This is a genomic window from Flavobacterium aquaticum (genome assembly GCF_003259835.1).
In the GTDB taxonomy this organism is placed as follows: Bacteria; Bacteroidota; Bacteroidia; order Flavobacteriales; family Flavobacteriaceae; genus Flavobacterium; species Flavobacterium aquaticum.
Genome location: NZ_QLMI01000001.1, coordinates 440,741 through 462,721 on the forward strand (window position 1 = coordinate 440,741; position 21,981 = coordinate 462,721).

The 21,981-nt window shown below is 31.7% G+C and carries 21 protein-coding genes and 8 tRNA genes; 16 read left to right on the forward strand and 13 right to left on the reverse strand.

What is annotated here, in order from left to right:
* Positions 1–46: 46 nt before the first annotated feature.
* The 11 genes from B0I03_RS02235 to B0I03_RS02285 all read right to left on the reverse strand — a co-directional run bounded on the left by B0I03_RS02235 (position 47) and on the right by B0I03_RS02285 (position 7,682).
* On the reverse strand, positions 47–607 hold the full coding sequence (locus tag B0I03_RS02235; RefSeq protein WP_146603243.1) for a hypothetical protein: 561 nt from the start codon (positions 605–607) through the stop codon (positions 47–49).
* 87 nt (positions 608–694) lie between these two features.
* Complete coding sequence (locus B0I03_RS02240) at positions 695–1,225, reverse strand: hypothetical protein (RefSeq protein ID WP_111565839.1); 531 nt, start codon at positions 1,223–1,225, stop codon at positions 695–697.
* 11 nt (positions 1,226–1,236) lie between these two features.
* Positions 1,237–1,830, reverse strand: a complete 594-nt coding sequence (locus B0I03_RS02245) for a DUF3575 domain-containing protein (RefSeq protein WP_111565840.1) — start codon at positions 1,828–1,830, stop codon at positions 1,237–1,239.
* A 40-nt stretch (positions 1,831–1,870) separates the two neighbouring features.
* Positions 1,871–2,800 carry a transglutaminase domain-containing protein gene (locus B0I03_RS02250; RefSeq protein WP_111565841.1) on the reverse strand — a complete coding sequence of 310 codons (930 nt, stop codon included), beginning with the start codon at positions 2,798–2,800 and terminating at the stop codon, positions 1,871–1,873.
* A gap of 27 nt (positions 2,801–2,827) precedes the next feature.
* Positions 2,828–3,673, reverse strand: coding sequence for a substrate-binding domain-containing protein (locus B0I03_RS02255; protein ID WP_111565842.1), 846 nt, complete (start codon positions 3,671–3,673; stop codon positions 2,828–2,830).
* A 23-nt stretch (positions 3,674–3,696) separates the two neighbouring features.
* A complete protein-coding gene (locus B0I03_RS02260; protein WP_111565843.1) occupies positions 3,697–4,194 on the reverse strand; it encodes a hypothetical protein in 498 nt (165 codons plus the stop codon).
* 1 nt (position 4,195) lies between these two features.
* A complete protein-coding gene (locus B0I03_RS02265) occupies positions 4,196–4,750 on the reverse strand; it encodes a GNAT family N-acetyltransferase (RefSeq protein ID WP_111565844.1) in 555 nt (184 codons plus the stop codon).
* A 91-nt stretch (positions 4,751–4,841) separates the two neighbouring features.
* Positions 4,842–5,708, reverse strand: coding sequence for a nucleoside phosphorylase (locus B0I03_RS02270; RefSeq protein WP_111565845.1), 867 nt, complete (start codon positions 5,706–5,708; stop codon positions 4,842–4,844).
* A gap of 75 nt (positions 5,709–5,783) precedes the next feature.
* Positions 5,784–6,116, reverse strand: coding sequence for a translation initiation factor (locus B0I03_RS02275; RefSeq protein WP_111565846.1), 333 nt, complete (start codon positions 6,114–6,116; stop codon positions 5,784–5,786).
* A gap of 45 nt (positions 6,117–6,161) precedes the next feature.
* Complete coding sequence (locus B0I03_RS02280) at positions 6,162–6,560, reverse strand: GxxExxY protein (RefSeq protein ID WP_111565847.1); 399 nt, start codon at positions 6,558–6,560, stop codon at positions 6,162–6,164.
* Between the two features lie 168 nt (positions 6,561–6,728).
* Positions 6,729–7,682: an isopenicillin N synthase family dioxygenase gene (locus tag B0I03_RS02285; RefSeq protein ID WP_111565848.1), complete on the reverse strand. Its 954-nt coding sequence runs from the start codon at positions 7,680–7,682 to the stop codon at positions 6,729–6,731.
* 472 nt (positions 7,683–8,154) lie between these two features.
* On the opposite strand from B0I03_RS02285, the gene B0I03_RS02290 reads away from it, so the two are divergent.
* Together B0I03_RS02290 and B0I03_RS02295 are read left to right on the forward strand one after the other, a co-directional pair.
* Complete coding sequence (locus B0I03_RS02290; RefSeq protein WP_111565849.1) at positions 8,155–10,131, forward strand: alpha-ketoacid dehydrogenase subunit alpha/beta; 1,977 nt, start codon at positions 8,155–8,157, stop codon at positions 10,129–10,131.
* A 323-nt stretch (positions 10,132–10,454) separates the two neighbouring features.
* Complete coding sequence (locus tag B0I03_RS02295) at positions 10,455–11,261, forward strand: alpha/beta hydrolase (RefSeq protein ID WP_111565850.1); 807 nt, start codon at positions 10,455–10,457, stop codon at positions 11,259–11,261.
* Between the two features lie 13 nt (positions 11,262–11,274).
* Here B0I03_RS02295 and B0I03_RS02300 read toward each other — a convergent pair whose 3' ends face one another.
* Positions 11,275–12,288 carry a helix-turn-helix transcriptional regulator gene (locus B0I03_RS02300; RefSeq protein ID WP_111565851.1) on the reverse strand — a complete coding sequence of 338 codons (1,014 nt, stop codon included), beginning with the start codon at positions 12,286–12,288 and terminating at the stop codon, positions 11,275–11,277.
* 117 nt (positions 12,289–12,405) lie between these two features.
* Here B0I03_RS02300 and B0I03_RS02305 point away from each other — a divergent pair, with 117 nt between their 5' ends.
* The 14 genes from B0I03_RS02305 (at position 12,406) to B0I03_RS02355 (ending at position 20,863) form a co-directional block, all read left to right on the forward strand.
* The gene (locus B0I03_RS02305; protein WP_181452323.1) at positions 12,406–12,873 is read left to right on the forward strand and encodes a phosphatase domain-containing protein; all 468 of its coding nucleotides are present in this window, start codon (positions 12,406–12,408) and stop codon (positions 12,871–12,873) included.
* A 68-nt stretch (positions 12,874–12,941) separates the two neighbouring features.
* On the forward strand, positions 12,942–13,688 hold the full coding sequence (locus B0I03_RS02310) for a nucleotidyltransferase domain-containing protein (protein ID WP_111565852.1): 747 nt from the start codon (positions 12,942–12,944) through the stop codon (positions 13,686–13,688).
* Positions 13,689–13,698: 10 nt separating this feature from the next.
* Positions 13,699–15,975 (forward strand): AAA family ATPase, encoded by a 2,277-nt coding sequence (locus B0I03_RS02315; RefSeq protein WP_111565853.1) that lies wholly within the window; start codon positions 13,699–13,701, stop codon positions 15,973–15,975.
* 9 nt (positions 15,976–15,984) lie between these two features.
* Positions 15,985–17,043: a DNA polymerase beta superfamily protein gene (locus tag B0I03_RS02320; RefSeq protein ID WP_111565854.1), complete on the forward strand. Its 1,059-nt coding sequence runs from the start codon at positions 15,985–15,987 to the stop codon at positions 17,041–17,043.
* A 10-nt stretch (positions 17,044–17,053) separates the two neighbouring features.
* Entirely contained in the window at positions 17,054–17,632 is a 579-nt protein-coding gene (locus B0I03_RS02325) for a peptidylprolyl isomerase (protein ID WP_111565855.1), read from the forward strand.
* A gap of 741 nt (positions 17,633–18,373) precedes the next feature.
* Positions 18,374–18,445: transfer RNA gene (locus B0I03_RS02330), tRNA-Asn, on the forward strand.
* Positions 18,446–18,450: 5 nt separating this feature from the next.
* Positions 18,451–18,524, forward strand: a tRNA-Arg gene (locus B0I03_RS02335).
* Positions 18,525–18,548: 24 nt separating this feature from the next.
* Positions 18,549–18,621 (forward strand) — tRNA-Asp (locus B0I03_RS13185).
* 29 nt (positions 18,622–18,650) lie between these two features.
* Positions 18,651–18,723, forward strand: a tRNA-Pro gene (locus B0I03_RS02340).
* A 6-nt stretch (positions 18,724–18,729) separates the two neighbouring features.
* Positions 18,730–18,812, forward strand: a tRNA-Tyr gene (locus B0I03_RS13190).
* 83 nt (positions 18,813–18,895) lie between these two features.
* Positions 18,896–18,969: transfer RNA gene (locus B0I03_RS02345), tRNA-Leu, on the forward strand.
* Positions 18,970–18,974: 5 nt separating this feature from the next.
* Positions 18,975–19,048 (forward strand) — tRNA-Phe (locus B0I03_RS13195).
* 308 nt (positions 19,049–19,356) lie between these two features.
* Positions 19,357–19,420, forward strand: a tRNA-OTHER gene (locus tag B0I03_RS13200).
* A gap of 345 nt (positions 19,421–19,765) precedes the next feature.
* Entirely contained in the window at positions 19,766–20,863 is a 1,098-nt protein-coding gene (locus B0I03_RS02355; protein WP_111565857.1) for a slipin family protein, read from the forward strand.
* A gap of 157 nt (positions 20,864–21,020) precedes the next feature.
* Here the strand turns inward: B0I03_RS02355 and B0I03_RS02360 are convergent, their stop codons facing one another.
* Positions 21,021–21,944, reverse strand: a complete 924-nt coding sequence (locus B0I03_RS02360) for a LysR family transcriptional regulator (protein ID WP_111565858.1) — start codon at positions 21,942–21,944, stop codon at positions 21,021–21,023.
* Between the last annotated feature and the right edge of the window lie 37 nt (positions 21,945–21,981).

Below are 21,981 nucleotides of genomic sequence, written 5' to 3' on the forward strand. Positions count from 1 at the left end.
ATTCAAAAAAATGATATTATGGAATGTAATTCCTCACTAGCTAGATTTAATTAAATCCAATTTTCGTTTGTTCTTGATTAAATACTTCTTCCAATTCTTTCATTCTATTTTTGAACTCACTTGCTGAAATTACCTCGTTTTTGCGTAACCATTGAAGGTTATTTATTTGAGACTCAAAAGACAAATTTTTATTTGGTTTGTAAAAATAAGTTTCTTTTAAATAGTTGTCACGCATTTCAAAAAGAAATTCAAGAAAATCATCAACAACTTTTTTATTTGGAATACTTTTGAAGAAATACAGATAAGTATTATAATGAACTCTTATTCTCCAGAGATTTTCAATGCTTAATAAGTAAATCGAAGTTGAAATTAAAAAAAATCCTCCCCATATTATCCATTGATATTCTCCTAAATCATTTTGTAAATCTTTGTCATTTCTCCACATAAAAGTTACAAAAGTGAGAAAACCTAATGCGATTACAGGAATATAGAAATTTTTTCTGTTTAAAAGATAAGAGTCTTTATGGCGAGATAAATTTTCATATGGAATCGAAACTTCGAATTCTTTTCCAAATAAAGTTGATTTATAAACAACTTTTGTTTCCATTATTTTGGCTTCTCTTTTCGTAAAACCTCTTTTTTGAACAAGCTCTTTTTGCATGAGTAGTGCTTAAAGTTGTTTAACTAATAAATTCTAATCTATAGTAAACTCCAAAACATTTCCAACCGCTCCTACAGTAGTTGTTTTTATAGTTACCATAACAGCATCTTGTGCGTTTAGAGTTACAATTTCTGGTTCAACTATAACTCGGTATTGTCCAGGAGCAAGCGTGTTATTCGTTTCATATTCGTAGGTCGTGTCTAAAGCGTCTAAAACAGCAATTCCAGAGATTATTTCATCAATTTCATTTTCTCCTTCAATTACAGAAACCGTTGTTGGGGTGTAGTATTCCCAAGCGCCACTAACATTTTTCTTTTCTAATGTATAATTAAAAAATATTTTTCTAGAAGTGCTTGTCAAATAAATATCAAAAGGATTATTTGGTTGTGGTAACAATCTTGACACGTAACAAGAAACGTTAAGTTCGTTTCCAGTAACGTCTAATTCAATTAAACTATTTGCTGTAACTATAGTTGATGCAAAAAATTCGTCATCACTTTCAGTACAACTAGTAAAAAAGAATGAAGGAATGACAAGTGTTAAAATATATAAGTACTTTTTCATGATGTTTCTAATTAAAATCTATAACCTAAATTAATTCCCAATCGGGCTACTGTTGATGGACTGTTTTCTTTAAATAAGTTTTTTCCAATACCAACCGTTAAATCCAATACAAAGCTCTCTTTAAAGTATAATTTATAGCCAACAGAACCTCCTAAAGCAACGTCGTTATAGTCTTTTTTTGTAATTACAACATAATCTGCTGCGCCATTGTTTAAAGTTGTTAATTCCTTGTATTCGCCACCATTTATATTAACAAATCCTTCTAAATAATATAAACTCGAAGCACTTTTAGACAAGGCATAACGTACATACGGAATCACTTGATAGTCAATTAGAGTTCGAGTATCATCTGTAAGGAAATCATCGGTTTTGCTTTTTTTGTTAAACATCATTCCAGTGATACCAACAGAAAAATCTTTGTTTAAAAAGCGTTCGAATGAAATACCTAATTTTCCAAAAGCAATACCATTTAAAACATCTACTTTAACTTCGTTTTTTTTAGCTAGAATAGGAGATACGATGGTGTCAGTAGTCATCGTTTCGTTAGACTGAGCAAAAGCACCAACAGAAAGTAATAATACTAATATATAGCTTATTTTTTTCATATAAAAAGGTTGTTAATTTGTGTAAATATAGGAAAATTTATCAATTAAAAGTAAGCGCTCCTAGAATTTCTTCACTCATGAATTTTCCTCCAGGATAGGTAGCTGTATAGTCGAGATTTAACCAAATTTGTCCTCTTTCATCAATGTGATAATAGATTTGATGATTTTTACTTTCTTCTACGAAAAGTACTTCTTTTATGTAATAAATAGCAGTTTCTAAATCATTTTTGTTTCCGATTAACATTTCTGGATACAAATGCCCACCAGTATGAATTATACGAGGTGTTCCTCCAATTGCTTTTATGCAGGCCGACATCAAAATAGCATGATCATCACAATCACCTGAAAAATGTTGCAAACTTTCGGAAGCAGAAGCAATATATTCTCTTCCTTTTGGATCGTTAACGTAATTCCAACGATTTCTAATTTCTTTGAAAACTGCAAAACATTGAATCATTCTTCGTGTTTCGCCTGATTGTTTGATTTCTCTGAAATGTTTTGTTGTAGCAGATAGAGCAAAATTTCGAACTTTCGGATTGGAAAAATCTACCGCATTAATAATTTTGGATTTATTTGGAAAAGGAAGCAATTTGGCTACGATGATATCTTGAGGATTTGGCGCTTCGCTCATAGAATACACCATATAGCGATAATCTTCAAACACACGATTAAAACCGTAATTTCCGAATAAAGTTCCGTACAATAAGGCAATTATATACAAAAAAACAATCAGAATGATAATGGTTTTTACCAATCGTAAAAGAAGTTGAATGACAACTAAAATGAGAATAAAAATGATTATTCTATCTAAATGAATTACCCATTCTAAATCGATTAAATTTTGATGCGCAATTAAAAAAACCGGAATAGCAATTAAGATATTCAATAAAAAAATGACAACAATATCCCACGGCTTTGGTAAAGAAAGCTTTTCTTTGAGTTCGGCGATAGTTGGGATTTTAATTGTCATTTCGTTTAAAACGATAAAAATACGGAATTATTTAAGTATCGATTCTTTTGGTAGTTTTTTATCGATAATTTGAAGCTTCAAAAGTTGTTCCATTATTTTATCTAATGTTGGAGCTGTCATTTGTTTTTGCGACCAACGTGTTAATTTTAACCATTCCTGAATTGCTTCTACATTTTGATTGTATTTAGAAGCTAAGGTTCGGTCAATACTTGGAATCATTTTGAATTCTTCGGTTGTTGTATTGATAATGTCTAAAATCTGTTCGATTACTTTTGGATGCTGGTCCAAAACTTCATTTCGAACTGCAATAACAAAACAAGGCCATGGAGTAGGGCAATCCGCAATTCTTCTGAAAATTCCTTTATCTACTAATGGTTGTGTCATAAAACGTTCCCACATGAAATAATCTGCTTTTCCTGAAGTTAAGCTTTCAACGGCTCCATCAATTGTGTTTACGATTTCAAATTGTAAGTTTTCGGTGTTCCAATTTTGATGTTGAGCATTCACAATACTCATCAAATGCGAGCCTGAACCTATGCGAGAAATCGCAACTTTTTTGTTTTCTAAATCGGAAATTGTATTATAACTAGAATTTGCTGCTACATGAATTCCCCAAATTAATGGACTTTGCACATAAACTTGAACAATTTTACTTGGATTTCCAGCAACAATATCTTTGATAATTCCTTCAGTAAGAATTACAGCAATATCGGTTTCGCCATCGCGCAACATTTGGCACATTTTACCAGTTCCTTCTGGCACATCGGTCCACTGCAAATCGATTCCAACGGCTTCAAATTCGCCATCTTCAATGCACATGTGCCAAGGTAAATTAAAATGTTCTGGAACGCCAGCTATTTTGATTGTTTTCATTCTAAGAGTATTAGGTACTAAGATTATTCAGATAGTTTTGAGATACATTGTTCTCTAATTTTCCAAATTTCTTCAAAGGTATTATTTTGATTGGTTTCTTTAATCCATTTTTTTAAAAAAGCCATATGATATGCTACTTTAAAATCACATACTTGATTTGGAGTTATTTCGATTTCTTCAACTATATCATGCTTTATTTTATCGTAAAATGAATCAACAGTTGTTACATCAACCGGAACATGGTTTATCTTCAAATAACAATGTGCTTCAGGAATGTAATTGATATTATTTTTTGAGAGTAAATCACCTAGTTTTGGTGTATTTACTTCATTCATTTTGAATATTCCAATGTATAGCTTTATATTTTTAATTTCATTTTTATCAGCAAAATCCTTTAAGAAAGCGTGTTTCGAACTGCAAGTTCCTTTATTTTCAGAAAGTACTAATGTAAAATCATACCTATTAGCATTTCTTCCATAAGGAATGTTTTTTACTTTATCAATTAGCTCTTCAAAATTCATTCTAACGTTCTAAATTCTGATTTCTAAATTCTAAATTTTTTAACTGCCACCATTTCCAAGTTACACCATTTTCATCAGGATAATCTTCAATAAAATTGAAACCTACTTTTTGCAACACATGATTAGAAGCACCGTTTTCGGCATGGGTGTAAGCATTCATTTCTTGAATTTTCATTTGATTGAAACCATAGTCTAACCAAGCATTTGAAGCTTCCGTAGCGAAACCTTTGTTCCAAAATTTTTCATTTAAACGATAACCGTAATCATAGAAATTGGTGTTTCCGTTTTCTACATGGTCGTTTACAAATTTAATTCCTGTCCAACCTATTAATTCATTAGTATCTTTAGTAATAGCTACAAAACGTCCAATTCCGTTATTGATGTATTGTTGTCTAACCATATCAATGTAAGCGTAAACTTCGTCAATTTGAACAACTGGTTTTTGCCATAAATATTTATGAACATTAGTGTTGCAATCCATTTCAAATAAAGAATTCGCATCTTCATGTCGCATTTCTCTTAGAATTAGTCTTGGTGTTTCTAGTATTAAATCCATTTTATAATTTCATCATTCAACATTCGTTATTCGATACTCAACGTTTAAACTTGGAATAGTCAATTTTGAACAACGAATATTGAAGTTTTGGTTATTCTGCTAACTTTTTTAAAGTATATTCAATTAATTCATCTACAGCTTTGTATGGGTCTTCACTGAAAGTTCCGGTTGCACGGTTAGCGATGATAGCATTTAAAGATAAACAGTTGTGACCTAATAGTTTTCCTAAACCATAAATAGCACCAGTTTCCATTTCTAAATTAGTCATTCTAGTTCCATTAAAATTGAAACTATCCATTTTAGAATTTAATTCTGGATCTTGAATTCCTAAACGCACCACACGACCTTGTGGACCATAAAATCCTCCAGCTGTTCCTGTGAATCCTTTATAAATTTTATCGCTTTCTAATCTTTGTTCTAAAGTTTTGCTTCCTGCAATTACGTAGGGACGACCTTTTCTCATGTCCCAATTGGTATGCTTGATAAAAGCTTCTTCCATTTCAGTTTCCGAAATTTCATCAATTAAATAGGAGCGAAGCATGTTATCCAATCCTAATCCATACTGACTCATTACAAAACTATCGCAAGGAATATCCGCTTGTAACGAACCTGAAGTTCCGATACGTACAATGTTTAAAGAAGTCAATTCTTTTTTAACTGTTCTTGTTGCTAAATCTACGTTTACCAAAGCGTCTAATTCATTCATTACGATGTCGATGTTATCTGGACCAATTCCAGTTGACATAACTGTAATTTTTTTGCCTTTGTAAGTTCCTGTTTGGGTTTTAAATTCACGTTTTTGAGTGGTAAACTCAATAGAATCAAAGTGTTTCGTAATTTTCTCAACACGGTTTTGATCCCCAACGAAGATAATATCGTTAGCGATTTGTCCAGGCTTTAAGTTAATGTGATATACACTTCCGTCTGGATTTAATATTAATTCTGATGCTGCTATCATTTGTTTTTGTATTATGCTTTAGGCTATACGCTTTAAGCCATTTTTATTTCATAATTTTAAATTCACTTATTGAATTTAACCTCCAACTCGTTTTGTTTTGAATCCTTTGTCTTGTAGTATTTTCATGATTTTATCACGATAATCACCTTGAATGATGATTTCTCCATCTTTAAACGTGCCACCAACGGCTAATTTGCTTTTGATTTCCTTCGCTAAGATTTTAAAATCTTCGTCTTCGCCTTCATATCCTGAAATAATCGTGGTAGGTTTTCCTTTACGCTTCTCATATTTGCAAATCATTGGTTCTTTTTGAACGAATAATTCGTGTGGAGTTTCTTCGATAGTTTCTGGTTCGTTAGAAACTTCGTGGTTAGGGAATAGTTTTTTTAATTGTTCTTGTAAGTCCATATTTTAGCACGCGGATAAAACGGATTCGCTAAAGCGAAGCGCGAATTAAAACTGATTTTTTCTATTCTTTCTTTTGTTTTCGTAAATTTTTCTTCTGAATTCAGGCTTTTTTCCAAAGTTTAATAATAAACCAATTTCGCAATCAGTTCCTTTTAAGTAATTGAGCAATTGATTTTCAAACTCTTCAACAATATTATCGGCAGCTTTTAATTCTAATATGATTGTATCGTTTACAATTATATCAGCATAATAGTCACCAACGTTTTCCCCTTTGTAAAAGACTTTAATTTTTTTATTAGGAGTTGCTTCAAGTCCTTTTTTTCTTAACTCAATCAATAAGGCATTTTGATAAACTTTTTCAAGAAAACCAAAACCTAATTCGTTGTAAACTTCGTAAAAAGTTTTTAAAATTAACGATGTTAAATCTTCATGTAATAAGTGCATATATTCTATTTTTATGGTTTAAATCTGTTTTAATCTGCGTTTTAAGAAGTAAATCCGTTTCATCCGCGTGCTAATATGGCGTGTATGTATTTTCAATCTTTAAACAAAAAACCAAACCCCAATGTTACTTGGAATTTGGAATTTTATTTATTTGGAATGTGATTTCCTTTATTTCTTAATCAATCCTAATTCTACCAAACGTTCATGTAAGAATTCACCAGCGGTGATATCTTCATATAATTTTGGATTGTTTTCATCGATACATTCTGGTAAGCAATTTAAACTCATATCGCTTACTGGGTGCATGAAGAAAGGAATGGAATAACGAGAAGAACCCCACAATTCTCTTGGTGGATTTACCACTTGATGAATCGTTGATTTCAACTTGTTGTTGGTATGTCTTGATAACATATCTCCAACGTTAATCATTAACTCGTCTGGTTGTGCCATAGCGTCAATCCATTCTCCGTTATGATTTTGTACTTGTAATCCTTTTCCTTGAGCTCCCATTAATAAGGTAATCAAGTTAATGTCACCATGTGCTGCTGCACGAACGGCACCGTCTTTAGGTTCGTCGGTAATAGGAGGGTAGTGAATTGGACGTAAAATACTGTTTCCGTCTTTGATGTATTTGTCAAAGTAGAATTCGTCTAAACCAATGTAAAGTGCTAAAGCTCTTAACACATAAACACCTGTTTTTTCTAACATTTGGTACGCTTCTTTACCTACTTCATTGAATTTAGGTAACTCTGTTACTTCCACGTTATCTGGATATTCGCCAGCGTACTTTGAACCTTCGCTAACGTATTGTCCAAAATGCCAAAACTCTTTCAAATCTCCAGCAGAGCGACCTTTGGCATGCTCTTTACCGAAAGAAACATAACCACGTTGTCCGCCAATTCCTGGGATTTCGTATTTAGCTTTGGTTTCTAAAGGAAGTGAAAAGAAGTTACGCACTTCTGAATACAATCCTTCTACTAATTTGTCATCTAAAAAATGACCTTTTAATGCTACGAAGCCGATTTCTTCGTAGGCTTTTCCGATTTCATTTACAAATTTTTGTTTACGTGCCGGATCATCCGACAGGAAATCACGTAAGTCAACACTAGGAATTTGTTGCATACTTAAACTTTATTGTTAATAAATCAAATGGGTTATAACCCAAGTAAATACAAATGTAATTAAATATTTTTATTGTGAAAGAGGAAAGTTGTTAACAATTGGTGATGGGTGATGGGTGGTGGGTAAAAGGTTAACGGTTTTTGGAACACAGATTAAAAAAATGCAAAAAATCCAAATAATCTATTATGAACTTTTAAACACAAAGAAATTAACTTAATAATCTTATATGACTTTTATGTTAAATGTTACAAAGTGCTAAACCGAGTTTTTTTGAAATACTATGTGTTGAGAAAGCTACACCGAGACGTTTTATTTTAAAGAGCCATTATTACTTTTGCGTTCTTTGCGAAAAAACTTTGCGTCTTTGCGTTTAAATTAATAGTGTCTAATTTTAACTTTCTTTTTTTATAACAATTCGCTTTCAAAATGTTATTTTTATTACTTTTGAGCAAAATTTAATCGTTCCATCATCATGAACTTTGAAAGAAAAGAATTATCGAATTCGCAACTACTTGATTTATATAAGAAAATCTTAAAACCGCGTTTGATTGAAGAGAAAATGTTGATTCTAATCCGTCAAGGAAAAGTATCGAAATGGTTCTCTGGTATCGGACAAGAAGCCATTTCTGTCGGAATTACTTCGGTTTTGGATAAAGACGAATATATTTTACCAATGCACCGTAATTTAGGAGTGTTTACTACTCGTGATATTCCATTACATCGTTTATTTTCGCAATGGCAAGGAAAGAAAAACGGATTTACTAAAGGTCGTGATAGAAGTTTCCATTTTGGAACACAAGAATATAAGATTATTGGAATGATTTCGCATTTAGGTCCTCAATTAGGAATTGCAGACGGAATCGCTTTGGCCAATAAATTAAGAAAAAACGGAAAAGTTACGGCTGTATTTACTGGTGAAGGCGCTACTTCGGAAGGAGATTTTCACGAAGCATTGAATATTGCAGCAGTTTGGGAATTACCGGTTTTATTTGTAATTGAAAATAATGGTTACGGATTATCAACTCCAACAAACGAGCAATACCGTTGTGAGAATTTAGCAGATAAAGGTGTAGGTTACGGAATGGAAAGCCACGTTGTAGATGGAAATAACTTATTAGAAGTGGTGCATTTGATTTCGGAATTAAAAGCTTCTATGATTGAAAATCCGCGTCCAGTGTTGTTAGAGTTCAAAACGTTTAGAATGCGTGGACATGAAGAGGCGAGTGGTACGAAATATGTTCCTCAAGAATTAATGGACATGTGGGCTGTGAAAGACCCAGTAGAAAATTATAGAAATTACTTAAAAGCTACAGCAGTTTTATCAGAGGAAGAAGATGAAGCGATTCGTGCTGAAATTAAGAAAGAAATTGATACCGATTGGGCAAAAGTGCAAGAAGAACCAGAAATTGTAGCTTCTTTAGAAGAAGAATTAGGTGATGTTTACAAGCCTTATACTTTCGAAGAATTCAATCCTTCTTCGGAAGTTGAAAATATCCGTGTGATTGATGCGATTTCGAATGGTTTACGTCAGTCGATGGAACGCCATGAGAATTTGGTGATTATGGGACAAGACATTGCCGAATATGGTGGAGCTTTTAAAATTACAGATGGATTCGTAGCGCAATTTGGAAAAGAAAGAGTTAGAAATACACCAATCTGTGAAAGTGCTGTAGTTTCAGCGGCTAACGGATTATCTATAAACGGATTTAAAGCGGTAATGGAAATGCAGTTTGCAGATTTCGTTTCAACCGGATTTAATCCAATCGTAAACTTATTAGCAAAGCAACATTACAGATGGCAAGAAAAGTCGGATGTAGTGGTGCGTATGCCTTGCGGTGGCGGAACTCAAGCAGGACCTTTCCATTCGCAAACTAACGAAGCTTGGTTTACCAAAACTCCAGGATTGAAAGTAGTGTATCCAGCATTTCCAAATGATGCAAAAGGATTATTGAATACTGCAATTAACGATCCAAATCCAGTATTATTCTTCGAACACAAGCAATTGTATAGAAGTGTTTATCAAGATGTACCAAAAGATTACTATACCTTACCTTTTGGAAAAGCGTCATTGATTAAAGAAGGAACAGATGTTACGATTATTTCATTTGGAGCAGGCGTTCATTGGGCTTTAGAAACTTTAGCTAAAAATCCAGAAATTAAAGCAGACTTATTAGATTTAAGAACCTTGCAGCCAATGGATTGGGATGCGATTTACGCTTCGGTAAAGAAAACAAATAAAGTAATCATTTTACAAGAAGATACTTTGTTTGGTGGTGTTGCCAGTGATATTTCGGCTATGATTATGGAAAATTGTTTTGAATATTTAGATGCTCCAGTTAGAAGAGTAGGAAGTTTAGAATCAGCTATTCCGTTTATGAAATCATTAGAAGATCAATATTTACCTAAAGGTAGATTTGAAACCGAATTAAAAGAATTATTGGCTTATTAATTCATCAGCATATATTATTTAAAAGACACTTTCGGGTGTCTTTTTTTGTTTTGGTTGGTATACCTTTTGCATACACTATCTATACTTTATCTATACACTATCTAAGGAGTATCTACCTTGTAGCTTCTTAACAACAAAAAGTTGTTTTGCAAGTTTTGATGTCTTTTGATAGTTTTGGTATTGTTTAATAGGGGTTTTGTTAGCATGCGCTTTGTAAAAGAGGATTTTATACGTAAAAAGGAAGAAAAATAGAAGGTAATAAAAAAAGATCATTGAAATAATAAAAATTATTAAATTTAACCTCAATTAAATATTCAGAACAGATGAAATTCTTTTTAAATTTTTCAGTACTCTTTGTTAGTTTGTTAAGTTGTTCTAATAATCAACAACCTAACGACCCTATTCCTGCTCATGAAACCTTTACCATTGATTCTAAATATGTTAATGAAAAAAGAGTTATTACTGTTTGGTTTCCTGATGAATATAAAAATTCAACAGATTCATTACCTGTTTTATATATGCCTGATGGCGGAATTAAAGAAGATTTTCCACATATTGCCAATACATTATCTGAGCTAATTAAAGCAAAGAAAATTAAGCCATTTATTTTAGTTGGTATAGAAAACACACAGCGTAGACGCGATTTAACACCACCAACATCTGTAGCAAAAGATAAAGAAATAGCGCCAGTTGTTGGAGGTTCTGCTGCATTTAGACAATTTATACAAGCGGAATTGATTCCTGAAATCCAAAAAAAGTACAGAACAACGGCTAAGAAAGGCATTATTGGGGAATCGTTAGCTGGATTATTTGTAACCGAAACATTTCTAATTGCTCCAGATATGTTTGATTTTTATATTGCTTTTGATCCTTCTTTATGGTGGAATAACAAGCAATTATTGAAAGATAGTCCAAATTATTTAGAAGCATTTCCAACGACTTCTAAAACGTTTTGGTTTGCAGGTTCAAGTGCTAAAGATATTTTTGGTAATACAAATAAGCTAGCTGAAATTTTAACTTCAAATTCACTTCCCAATTTAAAATGGAACTATTCACCAGAAAAGAAAGAAGAACATCATACAATCTTTAGAGCCACAAAAGAAAAAGCGTTGATTTGGAGTTTGAATTAAGAAGTTGTTTTTTTTAGTCATCATATCTTTTTAAAGATTTTTCTAAAATACTTTTTATTCGCAATCGCAAACGTTCGGGTTTTAGGACTTCTAAGCCATCACCAAAGCCTAAAAGAATGCGCTCCATTTCGTAGTTTTCGATTAGAAATAGGTTGATAATGATGCTTCCGTCTTCGTTTTCTTTTAGTAAGCGTTGTGAATTATGTAATGGTTTAGTCAATACATAAGGTGCGTTGTATTGATCTATCCAAAGTTGAATTGGTTTGGGTTGTAAGCCTGAATTTACAGTAACACCAATTACATTTTTATAATAGTTCTCTGGATTAAAAGGTTGCTCCAAAAATGGCATTTGAAAATCGTAATCTATTTTAATAATACGGTCTAAGGCTAAATTAGCGATGGGTTGACTGGCCTTTTTTCGACCAATAACAAACCAACGATTGTTGAATTCTTTTAAGATAAACGGATGGAAATTAAATTGTTGTTCTTCTTTGGATTTGAAGGACTTATACGTGATTACTAACACTATTTTTTTAACTATCGCTTGATAGATTTCATCTAAAAAATGCAAGCCTTTTAAACTCTCATTTTTATCTAAGTGAATGACGGGTTGGGTGTGTGATTTTTCGGCATAGATTTTATCTTCTAAGCGTTGCAGAATGTCTGAAACATCATTGAACAATGAGAAGTCTTTGAATTGCTTGAGCATGGAAACGGTTTCACTCAAGACATTGATATCTGTTTCTGTTAAGGGAATATCGGTAATGGAAAAATCTTCATCGGCATAATGGTAATACTTTTTGTCATAAACTTCAATAGGCGCATTGTAGCCCAATTTTTCGCTGCGCATCATCTGAATATCCAATTGAATGGTGCGTTTGCTTACGGGGTTTTCCTTGCCTTCGTATTCGTACAAAGCTTCGCTACAAGCATACATTAAATCTTCTAATGTCCATTGACGGTAGTTGTTTTGCAAACATTTGTCGATGGTTTTGTAGCGGATGAGCGCGTTTTTATTTTGAGCCATTTTTTGAAGTGTTCAGTGGTCAGTTTACAGTGTTCAGTTTCAAAAATACACTTCTTTTTTTAGTGCGCAAAATAATTGCGTAGTGATAAAACTATATTTGTATCAAAGAAATATATCATGAAAAAACGAATCCTAAAAGACGAACCAAAATACACCCTTCAAAATCCTGATTTACCAAAAGCGATTATCTGTGATTTGGATGGAACTTTAGCATTGATGAATGGACGAAATCCTTTTGATGCCGCACGCTGTGAACATGACACATTAAATGAGCCTGTTGGAAATCTGTTGCGAAACTATAAAAAATTAGGCTATCAAATCCTTTTGGTTTCGGGAAGAGAAGAGCAGTTTAAACCACAAACCTTGTTGTTTTTGGAAAAGCACGCTATTGCTTTTGATGCACTCATCATGCGAAAAACCAAAGACTTTAGAAAAGATGCTATCATTAAAACCGAGATTTATAACGAACAAATAAAAGACAACTATTTCATAGAATTTGTGTTAGACGACCGCAACCAAGTAGTAGATATGTGGCGAAAAGAACTAGGATTACCTTGTTTTCAAGTTTTTTATGGGGATTTTTAATTCGATAAAATTCTTACAAAAACTAAAGATAAAACGATTTTTTTATTACATTTGATAAGTACCTAATTATGAACGATAAAATACAAAATAAACTCAAACAAATTGAACTCGAAAAAGGAGTTGAAATCTTGTATGCAGTAGAATCGGGGAGTAGAGCTTGGGGATTTTCGTCGCCAGATAGCGATTATGACATACGCTTTATCTACAAGCACGATTTGGATTACTATTTGTCGTTGTGGGAACAAACCGATGTGATTGAGTTCATGACCGAAGACGATTTAGACGGCAGCGGTTGGGATTTACGGAAAACCGTAAAATTATTAGCAAAAAGTAACGCACCTTTGTTGGAGTGGATTTATTCGCCAGTGGTGTATTATGAAAATGAGGCGTTTATGAACCAAATGCGAGCATTAGCAAAAGACTGTTTTTCGCCAGTGGCTTGTTTGCATCATTATTTGGGAACGACAAAGAATTTTATGGACGTTTGTGAGCAAGAAGAGGTAAAATTGAAAAGCTATTTTTATGCCCTACGCACGGCATTAGCTGGAAAATGGATTATTGAACACAACACCTTTCCACCAGTAGCTTTTAGAGAATTATTGCCTATTGCACCACAAAACATTCAAGAAAAAATAAAGGAATTAATGCAAATAAAAGCCAACCAAGACGAAAGCTACTTGCACCCAAAAGAAGTTTTGATTACCGATTTTTTGAAGGAAACGGTACAATTTAATATGGAAAATGCTGCGAGTTTGAGAAGTGGGAAGAAGATGAGTGAGGAATTGGATGGAGTGTTTAGAGAATTGATAAAATAATAATTAATTTATGATTACTAGTATTAAACTTGATAAAGTTGCAACATATACTAATGAAGTTAAGATTGATGATTTAAAAAAAGTTAATTTTTTCTTTGGAAATAATGGTGCAGGCAAATCTACAATTGCAAAATTCCTGTATGATTTGAGTTTAAATGAAGAAAAAATATCAATTCAATTTAAGAATTGTTCTCAAATAGGATATGATAATCATAATCAAGAAATATTAGTGTTTGATGAAAAATTTATACAAAGAAACTTTATTAATAAAAACCTCCAAAACGGAATTTTTTCATTAAATCAAGCTAATAGAGAAATTGATGAATTAATTGAGAATGAGAATTTAAAGTTAAAGCAAAATGAGAACTACTTAAATAACATATTAAAAGATAGAAAAAATAAAATTTATTTAGATAACAGAGAATATATAGAAGATTCTAAAAGTTTTTGTTTTGAAGAAAGAAAGAAAACCTTGAATTCTTTTATAAAAATAAGAGATAAATTTCCTTTTAAGCAGACACAAAATAACTATGATAAAATTATTTCTATTATTAATAACAATCCAGATTTAACTGAAATTACTTTTGAAAATTTATTAAATAATTATAACAAACTTTATGAAATTGATCACTTTGAAATCAAATCAAATATTTCTCCTAATATATATAAAAAAATTAGAAAGATTGAATTGAAGTTAAGTTCAATTTTAAATGAAATAATCATTGGTAATGATGATGTAGATATTGCTAAAATGATAAATGATTTAGGGATAAGTAATTGGGTTGAAGGTGGATTAAATATTTTAAAAATGGATTTATCTAACACAAAGTGTCCATTTTGCCAAAACGAGAGTATAAATGAAAATTTACTCAATAAGTTTGAAAAATATTTTGATGAAAATTATAAGGCTAAAATTTCTCAAATATTAACTCTTAAAGCAGATTACGAATTAGCATTTAATGATTTATTATTAGAAATTAAAAATCTTACTAAAGAATTTAATTCAAAAAACATTGCCTCTGATTTATTTGAAGATTTAAAGTTATTATTTGAAAAAAATATAAGAATCATTGACCAGAAAATTAAATTCTCAAATGAAAAAAAGGAGATATTTTCAATTTATAATTTCAAAAATAATATTTCAAAAATAATATTTGAAATAAAGAATCATAATGAAGATTTTAGTAATATTGAAAAGAATAAAGAAATATTCCTAGAGGATATTTGGAATTATCTTGCATATAATTGCAAACCACAAATAGAGTTAACTTTATTAATTAGTAATGAGTTTGCGATTGATTACTTTTTTGAATTACAGATAGAAGAATATTTAAATGATAAAATAAGTGATTCGAGAGAGAAAATTGAAATTTGGAAAGAAGAAACAATAACAACCCAAGAAGCTGTTAAAAATATAAATACTATTTTAAGAAATAGTGGTTTTGAAGGTTTTGTGATAGATGAAAAAGAAAAAGTTAATAATATTTCTCAATATTTTTTGAGAAGAATTGATTCTCAAAATAATGAAAATGTATTCAAATCACTGAGCGAAGGTGAAAAAAATTTCATTGCTTTTTTATATTTTTTTCAATTATGCTTAGGAACAGACAATGTGTTAAAGAGTTCAAAAAAGAAAATTATAGTAATTGATGATCCTGTTTCTAGTTTGGATAGTCAAATCTTATTCATCGTTACAACTTTGATCCATCAATTGATAGCAAAGAAAGGTAAAAAACCGAATAATCTAGAGCTTAGAAATAATAATATCGAACAAGTTTTTATTCTTTCTCATAATATTTATTTTTATAAAGAAGTTTCGTTAAATCATCGCCCTATTTGTGAGGATAAAAATTTTTATCATGTATCTAAAATCAAAAATGTTAGTGAAATTAAATGTCATGGAAATAAAAATAATATTTTAAATGATTATAGTTTGCTTTGGAAGACTCTAAACAATTTCAAGGGAACAAATGATACTAACTTAAATATTGCAATATGTAACATAATGAGAAGAATTCTAGAAAGTTATATAAATTTCACAAATTTAGGAAGCGGTAATAGTACTTGGGATTGTTTGATTAATATTTCTTTAGACAACCCAAAATATTATATATGTAGTGCATTAATATCAGAAATCAATGAAGGTAGTCATAAAGTATCTCCTTTAGATGATATATTTTTTCAAAGATTAGTAAATGAAGTTCCTCAAAACTTATTTGAAGCATTTGAATTAATTTTTAAAGAAATAGGCGAAGAACATTATAATGTAATGATAAAAATAGATTAATTTATCAAAATGACCATCCAAGACCTTAAATCCCACAACCTAATCCTTTTCGAAGTCATTTCGGGGAGTAAGTCGTTTGGGTTAAGCACACCTACTTCTGATACGGATATAAAAGGCGTTTATTATTTGCCTAAAGCCCAGTTTTACGGGTTGCATTATATGCCGCAAATCAGTAACGAAACCAATGATGAAGTGTATTATGAGTTGGGTCGTTTTGTGGAGTTGTTGTTAAAAAACAATCCTAATATTTTAGAAATATTAGCTTCGCCAGCAGATTGTATTTTGTACAAACATCCGTTAATGGAGCGTTTGCAATTGCAAGATTTCTTGTCAAAACTGTGCAAAGATAGTTTTGCTGGTTATGCCATGACACAAATTAAAAAAGCCCGTGGTTTAAATAAGAAAATCGTTAATCCATTACCCAAAGAGCGCAAGAGTTTATTAGATTTTTGTGCAATTTTAAACGGTTATGATTCGGTTCCGTTATCTAAATGGTTAATGGAACAAAACCTTTTTCAGGAACAATGTGGGTTAATCAATGTTCCCAATGCCAAAGGAATTTATGCGGTGTTTTATGATTCTGATACAACCTTAGGGTATCGTGGCATCATCAAAAATGAATTGTCTAACGAAGTTTCGGTTTCTTCCATTCCAAAAGGAGCTGAACCTATTGGGTATTTGTCGTGCAATTTAGAAGGCTATTCCAAATATTGTAAAGAATATGCCGAGTATTGGGATTGGATAGAAAAACGCAATGAAGAGCGCTACAATACCAATCAACAACACGGCAAAAATTACGACAGTAAAAACATGATGCATACGATACGTTTGCTACAATCGGCTGAACAAATTTTAGCCACTGGAACATTGAATATTCGCGTTTCCAATCGCGACGAATTGTTAGCCATAAAAGCAGGCGAAATGGAATACGATGCGTTATTACAAAAAGCAGATGATTTGATTGCTTCGATAGAAAATTTGTATACAGTGTCAGATTTACCAGAAGTTCCTGATAGTGAAAAACTGCTTGGTGTTTTAGTGGAAATGAGAGAGGAATTATATCGTTAAATTATTCAAAATGAAACAACTTTTTACATTATTATTACTAATTACTTTTTCAAATTTAACTGCTCAAAAGATTGATTTAACTGCAATTAATTCAATTGAAGATGCAGAAAAATACAAAGAAATAAATACTGATAGATTTACAATTATAGATTATATCGCAACAACAAAGGACAGTTTAAATTATTATAAAAATCAATTAAGTGAAAAGAGTAAAACTGAAAACATAAAAGTTTTAGAAGTCAAACCTATTGTTGCGATGAAGGTAAATTATATTTTCTTTTATGGCAAAACCCTTTCAAAAAAAGAAATTGATTTAAAACGTAAAGAAATTTTGGATTTATATGATAAAGGTGTCTCATCTGATGAATTAGTTGCTAAATACACTATGGATCATAATAGTAAACCCGGAGGAAACTTTGGTTGGATTGATGATGTAAATGTTGAACCAACATTTAGAGAAGCCTTAAAAAAACATAAAAAAGGAGATGTCTTTTTAGTTGATACGCCAGAACTGAATTGGTATTATGTTGTATTCAAGTTATATGATGATGTTGAAAAAGTAGCGATATATTATATAAAAGTACTTTAATTCTAGTATATTTGCCCTCGAAATGAAAACACAAAAGCAACATATTAGTCTAAATTTATATCGCTCAGCGATAGATTTCCCTATGGAAATTAATGGACGTTGTATGTGTTTTTATGAAGAATAATTATTGTTTTTAGTAAAATTACACCAAAATATACGAAACGTCCTTTGAAAAAAGGGCGTTTTTTTTGTTTAAAAATGATTGTAGAAAGGATTTTTGATGCTGAAATCGAGTTCAGCATGACAGAAATAGAAAAAAAAGTAAAAAAATGTTTCATGATAAAACGAAATAGTAAAAAATAAGAGTGAATGCGTAACCAAATGAGAGACAGTCATTTGAAAAATTCGAGGTATCTGTTGGAAAACGGACAGGATTTTTATTGTCTAAAATTTAATATAACTAATTGATTGTCAATAAAATAATTTTAAAAAAGATTTGGAAGTTACTTTTTTTTGACTTTATCTTTGCCCCAGAAATCAGTTGACAGTCACAGTGGTCAGTTGGCAGAAATCAGATATTTAAAAAATATAATAATTATGAGAACACGATATAACATTCAAAAACTAAATACAATAAGCATGATTGATTGTTTTAATCCTTCACGTAACGTAGCTCCGAAATATGATTTCGGATGTATGAATAAACAGGTGCAAACTAATAGGCATTTGGGATAGTAGTATTCCATTGTTATGATATGAAGCACCTTTTATGAGGTGCTTTTTTTATGCCCAAAAAATATTGATTCTGTAGCTCAAGGGTAGAGCAGTGAGCTGTTAACTCAAAGGTTGTAAGTTCGAATCTTACCAGAATCGCGACCGATTTTGTAGCTCAATTGGAAAGAGCATTTGCCTACGAAGCAAAGGGTTGAAGGTTCGAGTCCTTCCAAAATCACACGAGTTCTTTAGAAAGGAACAAGGCTTATTAGGGTTACTGGCTAACCTTCCCGACTGTCTCTCGGGAGAAACGGGTTCGATTCCCGTATAAGCCGCAATAAACTAATCTTTTGATTAGTTACATCTGGGAAGATAACGATTGGTTGTTTACCTGCTTTGGATGCAGGAGGTTACAGGTTCGAGTCCTGTTTCCCAGACAAAATGGAAGTACGTCAAAGTAGGAGAGTTGAGCTTGTCTGTAAAACAAGTGCTTCATGCTGAGTAGGTTCGAATCCTACTACTTTCACAAAATTAATTTGTGATGTAATTGGTTAGCATAAGAGATTTTGATTCTCTCTGTTCAGGTTCGAGTCCTGACAAATTAACTTAGCAGGAATGGCGAAACTGGTAGACGCGTCAGATTTAGAATCTGAATTTTGAGAGTTCGATTCTCTCTTCCTGTACTATTGGAACAGTGGTGTACATGGTGTTGCACGTTAGTCTGAAGAACTAAAGGTATTTGTTCGATTCAAATCTGTTCCACAAGTTTTTTTACTACGCAGAATAATTGCGCAGTAGGTTTTGAATCTTTGTTCAGCAATAAAGAAGTTCATAAATATAATGTGATTTAGCTACGCTGAACTGAAGTTTTTCCTTACGTCGAAATGACAATATGGAGTTTAAAAATATCAAGCAAGTCTTGTTGGGTGTTTCTGTATGGCACTATTGCAGTATTCGTTTCGCAATTGCGGATGATGTTGTACTGTTCAACTTGGCTTGGAGGTTTTGGTGGTTTTCCAAAAAATCATCTCACTCTATGGGTCACGGGTTCGATTCCCGTACATACTTCGGGTATGTTAGTTCAGTCTGGTTAGAACAATAGATTAATCGTAGGTTCGAATCCTACACACATTTTAGGTATGTGTTTGACAGTGGTTGTTACCAACAGACTCAAAATCTGTTTGACAGAGTAGCATAGCTCTTTAAAAGAATGCACCATAAGAAAATCTTCGGACTTGGTCAGTTTTGACTCGACTCGTTCGTAAAGAAACACTTAGGAAAAGACCTGAAAAAGGCTTCGTATTCCTAACCGTTCTTTTGCTTTTGTATTTGCTTGTTGTTCGCTACGGCTAACTTCAAAATAGAATAGAAACCCATTAGAATGCTTTTGATTACTAACTTTTTTCCGTTTTGAACTTTGGACGAAGGACTGAAGGTTTTCTTTTTAAATGAATGTTTAATGATAACTATAAATAAATTATGATCGACAGAATTACAATTCAGGCATACCAAGTAGGTTTGGTATTAGAAAACAGAATGTTAATCGATGTATTAACAAAAGGAAAATATTGGATTTTAGGAAATAAAGAAGTTTTAATTTTTGAAATGAATCAACCTTTTCAATCGAGATTTGAATTAAACTCTTTGTTGAAACATGAAAAATTAGCTTCCATGTTAGAAGTTGTAGATGTTATGGATAACGAATTGGTAATTCAAATCCAAAACGGAATTTTCAAAGATGTTTTAACTACTGGAAAATATGCTTTTTGGAAAGGAGTTTATGAATTTCAATTTGTGAAAATTGATTTATCTAAAGTGGAAATTACTGAAGAAATTTCAATGTCTTTATTGGAAAATTTTAAATTAAAACCATACACTAGAAAGTTTCAAGTGTTGAACTTTGAAAAAGGTTTGTTGTTTGTGAATGGCGCTTTTGTTAAAGAATTGGCTGCTGGAAATTACTATTTCTGGAATAACGCCATTCCAATTGAAGTTAAAAACGTAGATATTCGTCAGCAACAAATGGAAATTGCAGGTCAAGAATTATTGACAAAAGACAAAGCAACTTTGCGAATTAACTTCTTTGTCCGTTACCAAGTAATTGATGCAGTTAAAGCTTTGGTAAACAACAAAGAATACGACAAACAGTTGTATGTGTTGATGCAATTGGCTTTACGAGCTTTAGTTGGTAGCTACACTTTAGACGAGTTGTTGAACAAAAAAGACACGATTTCAAAAGAAATTTTAGAAAATATGTTGGAGAAAATCAACGCCTTAGGTTTAAGTGTTGCCGATGCTGGAATAAGAGATGTTATTTTGCCAGGTGATATGAAAGAAATCATGAATCAGGTATTGGTAGCAGAGAAAAAAGCACAAGCCAACAGTATTATGAGACGGGAAGAAACGGCTGCAATGCGAAGCATGTTAAACACCGCTAAATTAATGGAGGAAAACGAAATGTTGTGGAAGTTGAAAGAGATGGAATACGTGGAAAAAATTGCTGATCGAATTGGTGAAATCACCATTTCAGGAAGTGGTAACGTAATCAGTCAATTGAAAGACATTTTCGTTAAATAATTAAAACCTCGGAATTCATTTTTCGAGGTTTTTAAAAACTAAGAGAAATGAAAGAAGAAAACAATAATGATTTAATAATGACAGTTTTGAAAGTTGTTATTATGTTTATAAAAATTGCAATGGTGTTGAGTCAATTGAATTGAAAATAAAAAAGAAGCTACATCGTCTCATACCAACTAAACTTGGAATGGATAATCGCTTCTTTTTCCTTTTTTAAATAATCTAAATAGGCAAGGGCAGCAGGGTTATGGTTTTTGCCTTTTACCCAAATTAAACTCCAATTGGTTTTAATAGGTAATCCTTTTAAAGGGATAATTTGTAAGTCCTTGTTTTGTATTTCTTTACGAATTCCAATTAAAGGCATAATTGAATATCCTAAGCCAGCTAAAATGGCTTGTTTTATGGCTTCGTTAGAGGTTAATTCCATACGTTTATTAATCTTTAAATCTTGATGTACAATGAAACGCTCCATGGTTTGGCGTGTTCCAGAACCACTTTCTCTGAATAATAACGGACGGTTTTCTAAAATATCTTCGATTTTCTTTTTCTTACTAAAATCTTCTTCCATATTACCCACTAAGAACAATTTGTTTTGCATTAAATCAATTTTTTCTACTTTCATTTTTTCAGGTAGAATGGAAACCAAAGCAAAATCTACTTCATTGTTTTGCAAACTCTTTACTACTTTATTTTTATTGGTTACATCCATTTCTAATTCTACTCCGGGATGCATTTTTAAAAAATCAGCCAAAAAGTAAGGCATCACATATTTTCCAGTAGAAACGACTGAAATTTTAATTTTTCCAAAAAGCTGTCCTTTATAAGCCAATGTTTTATAATCAATAGTGCTCACTTGTTGTAAGATTTGTTCGGCTGCTTCGGCAATTTCTTTACCAAAATCAGTTACATAAATCTTTCTTCCCACAACTTCTGTTAGAGGAATTTCAAATTGATCTTGAAAATTTTTTAATTGAATAGACACCGCAGGTTGTGTCAAATGTAATTCTTCGGATGCCTTAGTAACACTCTGATTTTGTACTACTTTTAAGAATATACGTAACTGGTTTAAGGTGTAGTTCATAAAAATAATTTATATAATGTATAGCAAATATAAATAA

What these genes read in the sequence shown, in the direction of transcription:
- B0I03_RS02325 (WP_111565855.1), top strand. Translation starts at nt 17,054, where the DNA reads ATGAAACAACTTTTTACATTATTATTACTAATTACTTTTTCAAATTTA.
- B0I03_RS02295 (WP_111565850.1), top strand. Translation starts at nt 10,455, where the DNA reads ATGAAATTCTTTTTAAATTTTTCAGTACTCTTTGTTAGTTTGTTAAGT.
- B0I03_RS02355 (WP_111565857.1), top strand. Translation starts at nt 19,766, where the DNA reads ATGATCGACAGAATTACAATTCAGGCATACCAAGTAGGTTTGGTATTA.
- B0I03_RS02300 (WP_111565851.1), bottom strand. Translation starts at nt 12,288, where the DNA reads ATGGCTCAAAATAAAAACGCGCTCATCCGCTACAAAACCATCGACAAA.
- B0I03_RS02240 (WP_111565839.1), bottom strand. Translation starts at nt 1,225, where the DNA reads ATGAAAAAGTACTTATATATTTTAACACTTGTCATTCCTTCATTCTTT.
- B0I03_RS02305 (WP_181452323.1), top strand. Translation starts at nt 12,406, where the DNA reads ATGAAAAAACGAATCCTAAAAGACGAACCAAAATACACCCTTCAAAAT.
- B0I03_RS02260 (WP_111565843.1), bottom strand. Translation starts at nt 4,194, where the DNA reads ATGAATTTTGAAGAGCTAATTGATAAAGTAAAAAACATTCCTTATGGA.
- B0I03_RS02255 (WP_111565842.1), bottom strand. Translation starts at nt 3,673, where the DNA reads ATGAAAACAATCAAAATAGCTGGCGTTCCAGAACATTTTAATTTACCT.
- B0I03_RS02280 (WP_111565847.1), bottom strand. Translation starts at nt 6,560, where the DNA reads ATGCACTTATTACATGAAGATTTAACATCGTTAATTTTAAAAACTTTT.
- B0I03_RS02360 (WP_111565858.1), bottom strand. Translation starts at nt 21,944, where the DNA reads ATGAACTACACCTTAAACCAGTTACGTATATTCTTAAAAGTAGTACAA.
- B0I03_RS02275 (WP_111565846.1), bottom strand. Translation starts at nt 6,116, where the DNA reads ATGGACTTACAAGAACAATTAAAAAAACTATTCCCTAACCACGAAGTT.
- B0I03_RS02285 (WP_111565848.1), bottom strand. Translation starts at nt 7,682, where the DNA reads ATGCAACAAATTCCTAGTGTTGACTTACGTGATTTCCTGTCGGATGAT.
- B0I03_RS02250 (WP_111565841.1), bottom strand. Translation starts at nt 2,800, where the DNA reads ATGACAATTAAAATCCCAACTATCGCCGAACTCAAAGAAAAGCTTTCT.
- B0I03_RS02245 (WP_111565840.1), bottom strand. Translation starts at nt 1,830, where the DNA reads ATGAAAAAAATAAGCTATATATTAGTATTATTACTTTCTGTTGGTGCT.
- B0I03_RS02315 (WP_111565853.1), top strand. Translation starts at nt 13,699, where the DNA reads ATGATTACTAGTATTAAACTTGATAAAGTTGCAACATATACTAATGAA.
- B0I03_RS02270 (WP_111565845.1), bottom strand. Translation starts at nt 5,708, where the DNA reads ATGATAGCAGCATCAGAATTAATATTAAATCCAGACGGAAGTGTATAT.
- B0I03_RS02235 (WP_146603243.1), bottom strand. Translation starts at nt 607, where the DNA reads ATGGAAACAAAAGTTGTTTATAAATCAACTTTATTTGGAAAAGAATTC.
- B0I03_RS02290 (WP_111565849.1), top strand. Translation starts at nt 8,155, where the DNA reads ATGAACTTTGAAAGAAAAGAATTATCGAATTCGCAACTACTTGATTTA.
- B0I03_RS02320 (WP_111565854.1), top strand. Translation starts at nt 15,985, where the DNA reads ATGACCATCCAAGACCTTAAATCCCACAACCTAATCCTTTTCGAAGTC.
- B0I03_RS02265 (WP_111565844.1), bottom strand. Translation starts at nt 4,750, where the DNA reads ATGGATTTAATACTAGAAACACCAAGACTAATTCTAAGAGAAATGCGA.
- B0I03_RS02310 (WP_111565852.1), top strand. Translation starts at nt 12,942, where the DNA reads ATGAACGATAAAATACAAAATAAACTCAAACAAATTGAACTCGAAAAA.